Source organism: Corynebacterium tardum, assembly GCF_046717785.1.
Classification (GTDB): Bacteria; Actinomycetota; Actinomycetes; order Mycobacteriales; family Mycobacteriaceae; genus Corynebacterium.
The window spans coordinates 1,946,260-1,960,369 of record NZ_CP177104.1; the positions used below are offsets into that span (position 1 = coordinate 1,946,260).

At 63.5% G+C, this 14,110-nt stretch carries 12 protein-coding genes, 1 tRNA gene and 1 other RNA gene; 5 read left to right on the plus strand and 9 right to left on the minus strand.

Annotated elements, in window-relative coordinates; genetic code table 11:
* Positions 1–6 precede the first annotated feature (6 nt).
* Positions 7–1,344, minus strand: a complete 1,338-nt coding sequence (locus ACLI1P_RS09435; RefSeq protein WP_296131231.1) for a glutamine synthetase family protein — start codon at positions 1,342–1,344, stop codon at positions 7–9.
* Positions 1,345–1,537: 193 nt separating this feature from the next.
* Here ACLI1P_RS09435 and ACLI1P_RS09440 point away from each other — a divergent pair, with 193 nt between their 5' ends.
* Together ACLI1P_RS09440 and ACLI1P_RS09445 are read left to right on the plus strand one after the other, a co-directional pair.
* Positions 1,538–2,602, plus strand: coding sequence for a DUF2786 domain-containing protein (locus tag ACLI1P_RS09440; RefSeq protein WP_411708685.1), 1,065 nt, complete (start codon positions 1,538–1,540; stop codon positions 2,600–2,602).
* 102 nt (positions 2,603–2,704) lie between these two features.
* Positions 2,705–4,429 (plus strand): CHAD domain-containing protein, encoded by a 1,725-nt coding sequence (locus tag ACLI1P_RS09445; protein WP_411708686.1) that lies wholly within the window; start codon positions 2,705–2,707, stop codon positions 4,427–4,429.
* Positions 4,430–4,556: 127 nt separating this feature from the next.
* Here ACLI1P_RS09445 and ACLI1P_RS09450 read toward each other — a convergent pair whose 3' ends face one another.
* Positions 4,557–4,745, minus strand: a complete 189-nt coding sequence (locus ACLI1P_RS09450; RefSeq protein WP_411708687.1) for a hypothetical protein — start codon at positions 4,743–4,745, stop codon at positions 4,557–4,559.
* Positions 4,746–4,959: 214 nt separating this feature from the next.
* Between ACLI1P_RS09450 and ACLI1P_RS09455 the strand changes: the two genes are divergently transcribed.
* Complete coding sequence (locus tag ACLI1P_RS09455) at positions 4,960–6,231, plus strand: galactokinase family protein (RefSeq protein WP_411708688.1); 1,272 nt, start codon at positions 4,960–4,962, stop codon at positions 6,229–6,231.
* Here ACLI1P_RS09455 and ACLI1P_RS09460 read toward each other — a convergent pair.
* The 5 genes from ACLI1P_RS09460 to ACLI1P_RS09480 form a co-directional block, all read right to left on the minus strand.
* Entirely contained in the window at positions 6,228–7,631 is a 1,404-nt protein-coding gene (locus ACLI1P_RS09460; protein WP_411708689.1) for an RNB domain-containing ribonuclease, read from the minus strand. The two genes, ACLI1P_RS09455 and ACLI1P_RS09460, sit on opposite strands and share 4 nt — an antisense overlap.
* 36 nt (positions 7,632–7,667) lie before the next feature.
* An RNA gene (rnpB, locus tag ACLI1P_RS09465) (RNase P RNA component class A) lies at positions 7,668–8,100 on the minus strand.
* Positions 8,101–8,115: 15 nt separating this feature from the next.
* Positions 8,116–9,291, minus strand: coding sequence for a bifunctional RNase H/acid phosphatase (locus ACLI1P_RS09470; protein ID WP_411708690.1), 1,176 nt, complete (start codon positions 9,289–9,291; stop codon positions 8,116–8,118).
* The gene (locus tag ACLI1P_RS09475; protein ID WP_296131249.1) at positions 9,288–10,004 is read right to left on the minus strand and encodes a zinc ribbon domain-containing protein; all 717 of its coding nucleotides are present in this window, start codon (positions 10,002–10,004) and stop codon (positions 9,288–9,290) included. Before ACLI1P_RS09475 ends, ACLI1P_RS09470 begins: the two co-directional genes overlap by 4 nt.
* On the minus strand, positions 10,005–10,853 hold the full coding sequence (locus ACLI1P_RS09480; RefSeq protein WP_411708691.1) for a Nif3-like dinuclear metal center hexameric protein: 849 nt from the start codon (positions 10,851–10,853) through the stop codon (positions 10,005–10,007).
* Between the two features lie 102 nt (positions 10,854–10,955).
* On the opposite strand from ACLI1P_RS09480, the gene ACLI1P_RS09485 reads away from it, so the two are divergent.
* Together ACLI1P_RS09485 and ACLI1P_RS09490 are read left to right on the plus strand one after the other, a co-directional pair.
* On the plus strand, positions 10,956–11,447 hold the full coding sequence (locus tag ACLI1P_RS09485) for a low molecular weight protein-tyrosine-phosphatase (protein WP_411708692.1): 492 nt from the start codon (positions 10,956–10,958) through the stop codon (positions 11,445–11,447).
* A gap of 10 nt (positions 11,448–11,457) precedes the next feature.
* Positions 11,458–12,438 (plus strand): SURF1 family protein, encoded by a 981-nt coding sequence (locus ACLI1P_RS09490; protein ID WP_411708693.1) that lies wholly within the window; start codon positions 11,458–11,460, stop codon positions 12,436–12,438.
* 982 nt (positions 12,439–13,420) lie between these two features.
* On the opposite strand, the gene ACLI1P_RS09495 is transcribed toward ACLI1P_RS09490, so the two are convergent.
* Together ACLI1P_RS09495 and ACLI1P_RS09500 are read right to left on the minus strand one after the other, a co-directional pair.
* A tRNA-Val gene (locus tag ACLI1P_RS09495) sits at positions 13,421–13,496 on the minus strand.
* A 76-nt stretch (positions 13,497–13,572) separates the two neighbouring features.
* Entirely contained in the window at positions 13,573–13,974 is a 402-nt protein-coding gene (locus ACLI1P_RS09500; RefSeq protein ID WP_411708694.1) for a DUF3052 domain-containing protein, read from the minus strand.
* Positions 13,975–14,110 lie beyond the last annotated feature (136 nt).

Consider the following 14,110-nt stretch of genomic DNA (forward strand, 5'->3'; position numbering starts at 1 on the left):
CTTCTCCTAGAAGTTCAGGTTGTGGCGTAGCTCGAAGGTGGTGATCTGCTGCTGGTATTCGTGCCACTCGTCCCACTTGGAACGCAGGAAGTACTCAAAGACGTGCTCACCAAGAACCTCAGCCATGAATTCCGAACGCTCAAATTCTCTCAGTGCTTGGTCCAAACTCGTGGGAAGGTCCTTATAGCCCATCGCGCGACGCTCGCGTCGGGTCAGCTGATGGACATCGTCTTCCGCCGGGTCCGCAAGCTCATAGCCTTCCCGGATGCCTCGAAGCCCCGCGGCAAGAAGTACGGCATAGCCAAGGTAAGGATTCATGGCAGAGTCGAGCGAACGAATCTCTACGCGACGCGACATTTCCTTAGACAGGCGGTAGGTAGGAACGCGGACCAACGCGGAGCGGTTCGACACTCCCCAGGTCACCGACCCCGGAGCCTCGCTGCCGAACATTAGACGCTTGTAGGAGTTGGTCCACTGGTTCGTAATCGCAGTCATCTCCACCGCGTGCTCAAGAATGCCTGCAATGAACTGCTTCGCGGTCTCGGACAACGAGAACTCGTCGTCGGGGTCATGGAAGGCATTCGAATCACCTTCAAAGAGGCTCAAGTGTGTGTGCATGCCAGAACCGGGCCGCTGCTCAAAGGGCTTCGGCATGAAGGTGGCATGGACTCCCTGCTGGGACGCAACCTCTTTAATGACATACCGGAAGGTCATGATGTGGTCCGCCATCGTCAACACATCCGCATGCCGCAGGTCGATTTCCTGCTGGCCCGGCGCGGTTTCGTGATGGCTGAACTCTGTCGCAATACCCATCGATTCGAGGGCGAACATGGACCTGCGTCGGAAGCTCGGTGCATTGTCATGCGTGGCTTGGTCGAAGTAACCACCGTTATCGGTTGCGACAAGGTTGTTGAAGTCCCGAGTGTTTTCAAGAAGATAGAACTCCACCTCAGGAGAAGCCATACACGTAAAGCCGTCATTAGCTGCTTCCGTTACCTGGCGGCGCAGGATGTGGCGGGGATCGACCATCGAAGGTTGACCATCAGGCTGCGCGATGTCACAGAACATTCGAGCTGACATGAGCTCCGGCTCGTCCTTGTCGAAGGGCATGATCTGGAAAGTAGAAGGGTCCGGCATGGCGATGGTATCCGCCTCCGAAATACGGGAGAACCCTTCGACAGATGAGCCATCGAAACCCACGCCTTCTTCAAAAGCGGATTCCAGCTCCGAGGGACTCATGACGACGGACTTCAGGGCCCCCAAGATGTCAGTAAACCAGAGGCGAATAAAGCGGACATCGCGTTCTTCGACCGTACGGAGGACGAATTCGTGCTGACTGTTCATGCCCTAAACCCTACCGGCGAGTGACCATGCCAAGCGTTGAGTTGCCGCTAATTGCCCCCGCTTCGCCAATCATTTTCCCAGCTGGCAAAAGTATCTCGGGGGCAAACATTTTCGAACTAGATTCGAGCGCGACTGCAGGCATGATTCAATGGCAGCACAAACGAACAGTTGTACTAACCAAACAGAAGGAATCATGAACTCTTATCACGAAGCCCTCAGCCAACGAAGCATCGAAGTCGTCATTCGCACGGCGCAACGTGGATGGTCTCCACGGGACTTACTCCATGTGCTGGGAACTTATTGCCACCCCATCATCTACCGGGCTGCCGGCCAGGTGCCGGCGCACGTTACGTCTACCGTCTTGCGCAAAGACTGGCTCACGCTCGAGCCACCTACTTCGATGGCGATGACTACTGAGCAACTGGTTGAGTTCCTCCAAACCATCAACCGCCTGCCCCGATTAAGTGATGTTGAGGCACTAGTTGCTGAGAAGCCGGCGGCAGCTTCCCGAAAAGGCAAGGCTGAACGCATCCGGGAAAAGATCAGCGGCCTGTTGAAGAAAGCAGAGTCAACCCCTTACGAGGAAGAAGCCAACGCCCTCATTGCCAAAGCCCAAAGCCTGCAGAACAGATACCGCCTGGAGGACTCTGCCGGCATCTCCCCCACTGCATTGGTAAGCCGTCGGATTCACATCAGTGCCCCGTACATCAATCACAAGTCCACGCTCCTCAGCGTCATCGCGGACCGGAACGGTTGCTCTGCTCTGCAGATTCACCCAAAGGGAATTGTCGGCGTCTTCGGCACAGAAGAAGACGTACAACACGTAGTCGATCTCTTTGGGTCGCTACAGCGACAGTGCGATTGGCATATGCGTCACGGTGACCACGCATCCACTGCCCGCCTGTCCGGAAACCTCGCGTCATTCCGCCGAAGTTTCATCCTTGCCTACGCTGCAAGGATTGGAGAGATCCTCGATTCCACCAACAACAGTGCGCCACCAGCTAGCGAGTCGATGGCTCCCGATAGTTCCTCCGCGGACGAACATTCGCTGATGCTTATGGAGAAGAATTTGTCTGTACTGGACCAACGACGACGTGACGCCGAGGCTGTGAGGGATCTCTTCTTTCCTAATGCCCGCACAATGTCGCTGTCGATGGGCAGCCGCGTGGGTATGTCAGCAGGCACAACAGCCGCGGATAAGTCCCACTTGGGAGGTGATTCAGCTGGGGTGAATGGCCGCCGCCAGCTTACGGGCTAGTCGCCCACCAGCTACCCCCACTGGCTCCAGTAGCCGGGTAAGCTACGTAGAGAAATGAGGGCTATATAGCCCTCCTCCATCTCCCCCGACGAAGGTGTGTGTATGTCTCCGAAGACTTTTCTAGAAGTCGAAGCAAAATTCGCCGTGGCCGATTCCACCCCGGCCCCTGACCTGACTCGCCTTGAGGAAGTCACCCGCGTTGCGGAAACCCGCCACCACTCCATGTCTGCGATTTACTACGACACCGAGGATCTTCGCCTTACCCACGCAAAGATCACTCTGCGTCGACGCACCGGTGGAAACGATGACGGTTGGCACATCAAGGTGCCAGGTGCTGCCGGCCGCACCGAGATTCGCGCCGAACTCGGCGAACCCGTGGACGGCCGCTACGAGGTACCCGAGGAGCTGGTCCGCGAGGTACGCTCCGTTATCCGCAACCACGCACTAGAGCCAATTGCCCAGGTGGACAACAACCGCACTGAGCTACTCCTGGTGGACTCCACAGACCAACCGGTTGCTGAGTTCTGTGATGACCACGTCACTGCGTTCTCCTTCCTTCCGGGTGGCTCCCAAAGCGCTTGGCGTGAGTGGGAAGTTGAGCTCGCTGGCTCGCTTCCGGGCACGGAGGAGGGCAGCGCATTCTTGCGCAAGGCCACTTCGTTCCTCATCAGCTCCGGTGCGCGTGTTTCTTCTTCCCCATCGAAGCTGAAGTCGGCTTTGGGTGACTCGATTAATAACGTGGCACTCCCTCCGGCCCTCGCTGAGTCAGACGTGGACCCAGATTCCGCGGCCGCAGCCGTCGTTGAAGCCCTCAAGGCGAACCGCGACAAGCTCGTGGACTATGACCCGCGCGTGCGCCGCGACGAGTGGGACTCCGTTCACCAGATGCGCGTTGCTACCCGTGAGCTTCGCAGCCATCTGCAGACCTTCCATGGCATCGTGGTTGGACCGGAAATCGAGCGCATAGAATCGGATCTCAAGGAGCTCGCCAGCATGCTCGGCGTGGCTCGTGACGCCGAGGTCGTAGAAGAGCGTTGGCAGCACCTCCTCGCCTCGGAGGACTCCGACGTTCTGGATGAGGTAACCCGTGAGCACCTCGCGCACGATATGGGCCGCGACTACCGCCGCGCCCACCGCCGTGTCATTGCCGCACTGGATTCCGACCAGTACCTCGATCTGCTCGATGCATTGGACTCTTTCCTCGCCCACCCGCCGGTGGCTGAAGAAGCTGAGTCCGATGCGCCTGAATCAGAAGACTCTAATGCCCAGGAATCGGCCGCTGAGGGCAACCCCGAATCGACCAGCACCGACAACGAGGCACCAGCGCCGGAGAAGAAGTCTCGCGCGAAGCACGCCAAGAAGGAAGACGGCGAGCCGCACGACCTCGACACTGTCATGGCGCTGCACCTGCAGCAGGCCTACGAGAAGCTGGTCAAGCGTCACAAGAAGGCAGTGTCGAACTGGGATAACTCTGAACTAACTCTTCATGAGCGCGAGGACTACTTCCACGACATGCGCAAGGCGGCGAAGAAGCTGCGCTACGCCGCTGAGGCCGCTGGGGCTGCTACGAACCTCAAGACAAAGAACCTGTACAAGGCTTGCAAGCAGATGCAGTCCGTCTTGGGTGACTTCCAGGACTCCGTGACTTCCCGCGATAAGCTGCTCGAGCTCGCAGAGACGGCACGCCGCCGCGGCGAGGACACCTTTGGCTACGGCCTGCTGTACCAGCGCGAGCGCACCATCGGCTTGGAAGCACTGGACGCTTATGCCGAAAGCTTCAAGGCCATCAAGTCTGCGTTCAAGCCGCTGCGCAAGAAGCTGCGCTAGCCACCAACTGCTCGTAACCAGACCACCTGGCTGAGCAATAGCACTGGCCCCACCGCACGAGGTCGCCCCGCACTCTGTGTGCGCGGGTGCACCTGGCGGTGGGGCCAGTAGATTTTGAGAGGAGGCTTTAGTAGTTGTCCTCAGCTTCATCCTCGGCATCGGCCTGAGCATTGCGTGCCTTCGCAATCTCAATGGCGTGCTCGGCCTCCTCGCGGGAATTGTAGGGGCCCATGCGGTTCTCCCACCCGGAAGTCTTGCCCTGGGAAACTTCCCCGGTAGAAGGGTCATAGAACCACTGGTTCTCAACGTCGGCCATTGTCATCTCCAATCTCTGTGTGTCAGTAGAGCCGAGTCGTGCCCCAAGGGGCGCGACACCGGACTGCGCGAGTCGCACTGTGCGCGCCCCGCGTGCTGCAGTGCCACCCCACACTACAGACGCTCTCCCCGGCGCGCCCGCTAGAATGGACGGGTCACTCTCTCGGGCACACCTGCAGAGAATCCCTCGCCACCAGCAAAGGAGTACATTCCCTATGCCCTTGTGGACCGCCCCCACCACCCCGGCCGCCGATCGCGCCCGCGCCGAGCACACCACAACCACTGGTGCAGCACCGGCGCACGTCGCCAGCGCTCCTGCCACATGGTCGCTCATCGGCGAACACATCGACCACTTCGGCGGCGTTACCATCATGGGTCTCAACGACATGCGGGCTGCCGTCGCCGTCGGCCCCCGCACCGACGGAACCGTGCGCGTGCACTGCCAGCATGCTGACGGCACCACCAGCGAAGAATCGATCACCATGGACCAGGTGTCCGCGCTGGCGGCCGAGCAGCAGCCCACCGTCGATGAGGAAGGCCAGCCCATCGAGCCGCCCGCCCCGCAGGGCGGGCTGGCCGCGCGTCTCGGCGGGATTATCCACACCATGATTAATCGCCAGCTGCTCACCCGCGACACCGCGGGCGCCGACATCACGGTAGTCACGGACATCCCGGCCACGGCTGGCCTAGGCGCGGCGGCCGCTATCGACGTCGCCACCGCCCTGGCACTGCTGGGGGACGCCGACGATCCGCACGACGCGCCCCTGCGCGCCCGGTTGGCGGAGGTCTGTGCCCAGGCGGTGGGCACTTTCGCCCACTACCCGGCGTTGCGCGCCCGCCACTCGGCGGCGCTGCGCGGTACGGGGGATGCGATCACCATCATCGACTATGCCGATGGCTCCGTCACCCAGGCACCGCACGTGGTCAACCAGGAGGTGGCCGCCTTCGTGCTGGCCGTGCCGGGTGAGTTCGATTCGGCGGAGGCGGTTGCTGATATCCGCGCCCGCGAGCGCTTCGTGGATAAGGCCTGCGTAGCCTTCGGCGCGGAGTCGTTGCGCCTGCTGCCTGACGCCCCGCAGCGCGTCCTGGAGTGGCTGGCTGCTGTCCACAAGGTGCATGGCCCCGAAAACCAGCCCACCATTGCGCAGGCCACGGCGTGGCTTAATTTCTATGCCGAGGAAACTGAGCGCGCCCAGGCGGTGGCACGTGCGCTGCGCTCGCGCCGCGGGGCGGAGCTTTTCCCGCTGCTCACGCAGTCCCAGTCGGCGCTAGCCACCGTCTACGGTTTTGACTCGGCGGAGAAGCTCGCGGAATTGGCCACCGCCCGCGGGGCGCTGGCGGCGCGTTCTGCCCATGCGGGAACGTCGACGGCAGTGGTCGCGTACGTGCCTCAAGCCAAGGCACACAACTTCGCGGCTGATCTGGCTGCGGACGGCCTTCTGGTGGTGCCCATTGCCGCGGGCACCCCGGCTATCACGGAGGGCTAGTCGGCCGGCCAGGCAAAGAGCACGTCGCGCTTGGCCACCTCGGCCTTAATCAGGGAGACGGTGGTTTCCTGGCCCGTTGCTGGCTGCCCCACGGCCTCCCCGATGACGGGCGGCTCGAGGACGAAGAGGCGGGCCTTCTCGCGCTTCGGCCCGCCGTCGACCACGACCGCGTCGAAGTTCGTGCCCACCCAGGGCGCGAGCACGGTGGCCTCGGTGAGGTTGAGGCAGGCTTTATCCACCTGGGAGGCCAGCTGCGAGGTCGAGCGCATCGTGGACACGACCTCCCCGGCGCGCTCACGTACCCATTCCGGAACCTCGTAGCCGCCGCTGAGTGCCAGGCATACCTCGGTGGCGAACCGGTCGACGAGGCGGCGCAGGGGCGCTGTGACGTGCGCGTAGAAGCCGCCGATGCCGGCGTGTACCTCCGCCGGTGCGTCGTCCAGCCACACGTAGTCCGCGCCGCGCAAGAGGCGCTGTGCTTCGCGCATAATCGCCATTCCGCGGGGCGAGTCCGCATCGACGGAATGGAGGAACTCGGAGATGGACTGTCCGTCAAGGGAGAAGCCCAGCGCCTGCGCCTCGGAGCGGAACTCCGCCTCGGCCTCCGGGGTGGCGGCAGCCAGGGTGCGCAGGAATCCGACGCCGTGGCGCTCCATGAGCTGGCCGGCGCACATGCCGGTCAGCAGGGAAATTTCTGAGTTGAAGTCCATGACCTCGTAGCGCGGTTCGATGATGAGCTCGTAGTGTCCCGCGCCGTCGTCGGTGGTGTCGGAAACCCGCTGTGAGGGCACGCGCAGGTTGATCGCCTCGCGGCGCAGCGAGGAGGCCTGGCGCAGCTTGCCCACCTGCGGCAAAAGCGCGATGGAGGAATGGAGGCTGCTGTTTTCCAGATCCCGGTGGACCTGGTCGTAGTCCAGGCGCGCGCGGTTGCGCACCAGGGCGCGCTCCACCGAGAAGTCTTCGACCTCCCCTGCCGAATCGAGGTCGAAGGTCCAGAGGACGGCGGGCCGGTCGACGTCGGCAAGCAGCGAAGCCCTGTCCTCGGACAGCTCCGCCGGGTGGAGGCGCGCGGGTTCGTCCGGCAGGTAGATGGTCTGCCCGCGCTTTAAGGATTCCTCCTCCAGTACGGAGCCGGGCTCGATGAACGCGGCGACGTCCGCGATGGCGTAGTGCACCCGGTAGCCGGCCCCGCGCGCCTCAATGAACACCGCCTGGTCCAGGTCCTTGGAGCCGGCCGGATCGATGGTGACGAAGGGGATGTCGCGGGCGTCGCGGCGCGACTGCGCATAGCGGTCGTGGGCGGCTGCGGCGTGGGCGATCACGTCCGCGGGAAAGTCGGTGGGAACGGAGAATTCCTCCGCAATGGCGCGGAAATCTAAAGGGGCGGCATACAGCTTCATGCCGCCCCATTGTTCCAAAAATTATGCCGGTGGGAGCGAATGAGCCAACCTATAAGCCGGATTCTGTACCGCGCACTAAGGCGCGGCGGTAAACATCCATCCAGGCCAACCGTTGCCAGTTGGCTCAAGCGGCTACCTTCAGGCTTCAGCGAGCAACCTACTACGCCTGATCGGGCCCGCAAGCGTGGCGGGCCGTGATGCCTTGCTCCCAGTGGGGTTTACCCAGCCACCGCCATCGCTGACGGTGCTGGTGCGCTCTTACCGCACCCTTTCACCCTTACCGCTTCCCCACGCCGCGCCGAAGCGAAGCGGAGGGCGCGGCGGTCTACTCTCTGTTGCACTTTCCCGCGGGTCACCCCGGGTTGCTGTTAGCAACCACCGTGCTCTGTGGAGTCCGGACTTTCCTCGGCCCGCGCCTAGCCCCGTACTGGGGGCCGGTTCGCAAGGACGCGTTTACCCGGTCGGCTCATTCGCTCCCGCTAGTTTATCCCAGTGCGCTCAAATGCCCCACATCGTTGAATCGGTGCAGGGTGCTACCCCCGTCGAAGAACTCGACCTCGCTGAGGGAGGCCAAGCCCAAGAACAGGTGGAGCGGGGTCTGCGGCCCGGCGTCGAGGGCCTGGCGCACGAAGGACTTGATGGGGTTGACGTGGGAGACCACGAGTACAGTCTTGCCGGCGAAGCGCTCCTCCAGCTCGCGGCGAGCGGCGCTGACACGGCGGTGGACTGCGCGCAAAGACTCCCCGCCCGGGCAGGCCACGGAGGTGTCCTTGAGCCAGCGGGCGTGGAGCTCCGGGTCGGCGGCCTCGGCCTCGGCGAAGGTCTTGCCTTCCCAGCGTCCGAAGTCGACCTCGATGAGCTTATCCACGGTCTCCACCTGCAGGTCGCGGCCCTTCACCACCGCGGCGGCGGTCTGCTGGCAGCGGCGCAGCGGGGAGCACACGACGGCGTCGATGTGGGTCTCCGCCAGCGCCTGGGCGGCGGCGAGCGCCTGCTTCTGGCCCAGCTCCGATAGCTCCGGGTTGGCGCGGCCGGAGTACTGCTTGGCGGCGGACATGGCGGTCTGGCCGTGGCGCAGCAGGATGAACCGGGCTACCGGCCCGGTCTCGCGGCGCCAGTCGGAGGCATTCCAGGTTCCCTCGGCGGGCTCGGCGGAGGAGCGCGGTGACGCAGTGCTTTCCGACGTCTCCCCGGCCACCGCCGCACCGGCGGCGTCGGCATTGTCTGCGCCGAGGATGCCGACGGGCTCGCCCTTGGCCGCGGCGTCCATCGCCACGTTGGACAGCGCATCGGCCACCTTGTTCTTGGCACGCGGGACCCACTGCAAGCTGAAGCTGCTGATCTGGTTCAGCAGGCCGCGGGCCTCAATCGCGAGCTTTTGCATGTCCGGGTGCTTAATCTTCCAGCGCCCGTTCATCTGCTCCACCACGAGCTTGGAGTCCATGTAGAACTCCACCTCGTCAGCACCCATAGCCACGGCGGCCTCCAAGCCGCGCAGGAGGCCGTGGTATTCGGCCACGTTATTGGTGGATTTTCGGCCTACGACGTAAGCGATTTCCTTGAGCAACTGGGAGCGGTCGGCGTTGTAGACCGCGGTGCCGGAGCCGGCGATGCCGGGGTTGCCGCGGGAGCCACCGTCGGCGAAGATGACGAGCTTCATGAGGCCGGGCGCACCAGGTAGGATCCGCAATCGCCGCACTGCGGGAGGACGTCGGCAGGCGCGTTGCGCACCGCGTTCTGCTCTGCCGGGGGCAGCACGATGAAGCAGCCGCCGCAGGCCCGGCCGGTAAACGCCGCGGCACCCACGCCGTTTTCCTCGCGCACGGTCTCGTATTCCTCGACCACATCGGCCGGCAGCTGCTCGCGCAGCTCGGTAATACGCAGCTGCGGGTCCGGACGGTTGGCGGCGGCCTCCTGGGCGGCCTCGGCCGCACGCTTGAGAACCTCCAGCTTGCGCTCGGACTCGGAGAGCTTGGCGCCGTGGACGTCCAGGTTGGAGCGCAGGGCATGGATCTCGTTGTGGGCTTCCTGCAGCTCGCTCATGAGATCCGCGATACGAGACTTCGCCGCGTACAGGTCGTGCTCGAGGTCCTTGCGCTGCTCGGGGTCGGTGGCCGCACCGAGCTGGGCCCTGTCGTCGCGCTCGCGCTGGCGCAGCTTGCGCTCGTCGGCCTGGATGCGCAGGATCTCCATCTCCATGTCGTCGACGGCCAGTTGGGCGGAGCCGGAAGCGTCGACAAGCCGGGCGTGCTCGGCCTGTGCCTTGTCGTACTCCTCCTGCTCCGGAAGGACAGCGGGGCCGCCGAGCGCCTGGGTGCGCTCCAGGGTGGCCAGCTCGAGCAGTACGGGCTGCAGATGCGGTGGCAGTTTCATTTAGTTCTCCTTATGCGCAGAAATCGTCCATGGGTCGGTGCGGACATCGATGATCTCGGTGTTCACGCGCAATGCGCCCTCCACACTATCGCGCGCCTGGGCCGTCCAGGGAAATTCGCTGGCCCAGTGGGCGGTATCGATGACGGCCGGGCCTTCCGGGTCCATCAGGTGTGCCGCGCGCAGGTGCTCATCCACCGGGTGGTGGCGCAGGTCCGAGGTCACGTACACGTCCACGCCCAGGGCTACTGCCTGCTCCAGGAAGGAATCCCCGGAGCCGCTGGAGACCGCCACCTTCTTGACCATGCGCTCCGGGTCGCCCGCCGCGCGCACGCCCCACACGGTCTCCGGCAGGGCGTCGGCCACGCGTTGGGTAAATTCCCGCAGCGTGATGGCCTCCGGCAGCTCTCCCACGCGCCCCAGCCCCAGCGCGGTCTCCAGGTCCTCGTAGGGCTCCACCGGCACAATCGGTCGCCCCGGCTTAATCCCGACCAGCTCCGCCAACTTGTCGTTGACACCGGGCCGGGCCTTGTCGGCATTGGTGTGGGCGGCCAGCAGCGCCACCCCGCCCCGAAGAAGCGTGTGGATGACCTTGCCCTTCGGGGTATCCGCCGCAACGGTTGTCACGCCGCGCATGAGCAGCGGGTGGTGCACTACCAGCATCTGCGCGCCCAGCTCCACGGCCCGGTCCGCTACCTCCTGGGTGCAGTCAAGGGCGAAGGCCACGGTGCTCACCTCGGCGGCCGGGTCGCCGCAGACCAGGCCTACGGAGTCCCAGGATTCGGCGAGCTCCGGCGGGTAAGCCTCATGGAGGACGCGGCGAACCTCGCCGACGGTGGTGTGCTCTGCCATCTGAAAAGCTCCTTTGTAACCTTGGGTTTCACGTCATTCGTGTCGCTGCTATATCCTAGCTTTCGTTCGCCAGCGCACCCTATATCTTAAGGAGACTCCCGCATGACGCCTCCGGAGAACGACAACCAACTCCACATTGTCTTCGTCTGCACGGGAAACATCTGCCGCTCACCCATGGCGGAGATCATTACGCGCGATGCCATGGAGACCGACATGCTCGATCTCGTCGCCCGCGTTTCCTCCTGCGGCCTGGGTGGCTGGCACGTGGGCCAGGGCGCGGATGAGCGCGCGGTGGCGGAGCTGCGCCGCGGCGGTCACGACGGCGCCAGCCACCGCGCCGCCCAGTTGGGCGCGGAGCACATGGACGCCGACCTCTTCGTGGCTATGGACACCGGCCACCGCGAGGCGCTGATAGAGCGCGGCATCCCGGCAGAAAAGGTGCGCCTCATGCGCAGCTTCGACCCGAACTCCCCGGAGGACGCCAGCGTCGAGGACCCCTACTACGGCACCGAGGAGGACTTCACCCGCACCCGCAAGGAGATCGACGCGGCGGTGCCGGGCCTGCTCGCGTGGATTCGCCAGCAGCGCGACTAAGCTGAACCACATGCTCAAGACGTTCCTCAAGCCCGGGTGGGTGCTCCTGCTCCTCTTCGTCGTCGCCTTCTCCTACTTCGCCTTCACAGTGTTGGCGCCGTGGCAGCTGGGCAAGGACGACAAGATTGTGGAACGCAACCACCTCATCGAGGAAGCCTACGAGTCCGACCCGCAGCCGGTGCAGGACGTCTTCTCCACCGACGGCTCCCTGAACAAGGAGTGGACCCGCGCGGAGGTCACCGGACGCTACCTCCCCGACCAGGAGGTTCTGCTGCGCCTGCGCCCGGTGGATTCCGCCCCGGCCTTCCAGTCCCTCGTCCCCTTCCAGACGGATTCCGGCATGACCCTTTTGGTCAACCGCGGCTGGATGCCCACGGATGAGGGCAACACCGTCCCCCACATCGATAAGGCTCCCTCCGGCGAGGTCACCATCGTGGGCATGGCGCGCTACGACGAGCCGCAGCACGCCACCGCACCTACGAACCAGCAGGGCTACGAACAGGTCTACTCCATCAACACGGAGCAGATTGGCCAGCTCACCGGCACCTCCTTGGCCCACGACTACCTGCAGCTCTCCCCCGACCAGCCAGGCGAGCTCCACGCCCTGCCGGTGCCCAAGCTGGACCGCGGCAATCACCTCTCCTACGGCTACCAGTGGATTGCGTTTGGCATCATGGCGCCGCTGGGCCTGGGCTACTTCGTGTGGTCCGAGATCAAGGAGCGCCGCCGTGCCCGCGAGGAGGAGGCCGCGCTGGCCAGCGCCGCCGCGGCTGTCGACGGTGCCCCCGCCGAACCGGCCCACCCCGCTGGCGACGCCACCACCTCTGCGCCCGAGTCCGCGGTTTCTGCGGAGACCACCGACCACACCGACGAGTCGGCGCCGACTTCGGCCACCCCAGCCTCCCAGTCCCGCCGCACCCGCTCGCGCTACGGCTCCTCCAAGCCGGACTTCTACGAGAGGATCCGCGAGCGCGGCCACGAGCGCTTCTAGCCTCGGCCCCAAAGGGAACGATCATGAACGCGATTGCGTGGACGCGAGAAGCGACCGAAACCGAGATTGCCGAAGCCATCCGGCTATTCCACCGCCGCAAACGTCCAAAGAGTCGCTAGACATCACACCAATTGGCCTAAGCAGGATCGACACTCCCCACTAGAGCAAAAGCATCTTTCGCCCAAGCGCAAAGGCTTCCTTCTCATTCACGCCCGTCGCTACTAAATATGGGTCAATGCGGATACCGATGCCTCTTCCTGTGCTCGAACCAGGCCCAAATCAAAGAAGCCAAGAACAACAGTGGCGTAACCCACGCCAGACGATGCCACCAATGTGCTCCAAAGTATGATTCATCAGCACTTAGTCCTGCTAGATAATTGATTACAAGCGTTGCGATGAACAGCACTACAACGACAGTAACGCTCCACCAGTAGGCTGCGCTTTTCTGTTTACGCATCAATGCCATCCTCCTCAATACACGCTTGCTGTTTTAGCGCGGGTTTGTGTGGTTAGTCGTCTCCCCCCACCCAGATTACATCGTTCGGCTATTTTGTTCTAGGAAGTCCAACATCAGGACACCAATCCTCCAAGTTCCAACTAGGCTCAACTCGGGCGACGTGAGATAGCTGGTGACACGCAAACGAATTGGGGCGAGGGTGCCCTTCTGAGGTATACCCCAACCGAACACTCATTCCGGAATCATACCAAGTGTTCGCAAGGGTTAAACCAGACCAAACGAACACAAACGACACCACCCCTAGACCCTGACGAACACTCCTCGGGCATTGCCGGCCAAATCATCGGCTAGGCCCGCGTCAGCACTACCGACCAAAACCCCGAACGCCAACACACCCAACTCAAAGCAGCCGGAGCAGTTCGCATCTACACCCACCACCAAAGCGGTCTTCGCCCTAGAGCACCCGCGGGCGCCCTCCGAGCACGACGAAACCCCCTCTCCGGCTTAACGGAAAGGGGTTTCATTTGGTGCGGCCTGAGGGGATCGAACCCCCGACCTACTGGGTGTAAACCAGTTGCTCTTCCAGCTGAGCTAAAGCCGCAGTGCGCTTAACGCGCTCGCACAAGATTAGCCTACGTGCGCCCGCGGCGACAAATCCGCTAGAAAAGCGGGCGATTTTAGGCCTTCTTGGTGTAGCCGCGAGCCACCAGGCAGGAACCCTGCCATTCGCCGAGGCGCTCCGCCTTGGTTTGCACCAGGCCCGCCAGCTGTGCGGATTCGGAGATTTCGCCCGGCTCCAGGTTGCCCGGCTTGCCAGCTCCCGGGGTCATCAGCCAGATGCGGCCGGAATCGCCGAGGGGACGGGAGGCATCGACCAAGCCGTCCACCAAGTCGCCGTCCTCGGCGCGCCACCACAGCAGCACAACGTCACACAGCTCGTCGGTCTCCTCGTCGAGGAAATCCTCCCCCAGCACGTCTTCAATGGCCTCGGAAATCGTGGAATCACAGTCCTCGTCCCAGCCGAGCTCGAGGGCGATCTGCCCCTCCTCAATGCCGAGCTTGGCGGCAGATCCGGTCACGTGTGAAGTTCCTTCCGATGGAGTCGTGGTTGTCATAGCGAGTATTTTAACGCCCGCCGTGCACTTTTTCGCGCCAAACCTCCCCCGAGACCACCCACAAGTGGACATTTTTCACTCGCAAAACACCTATGGGGGA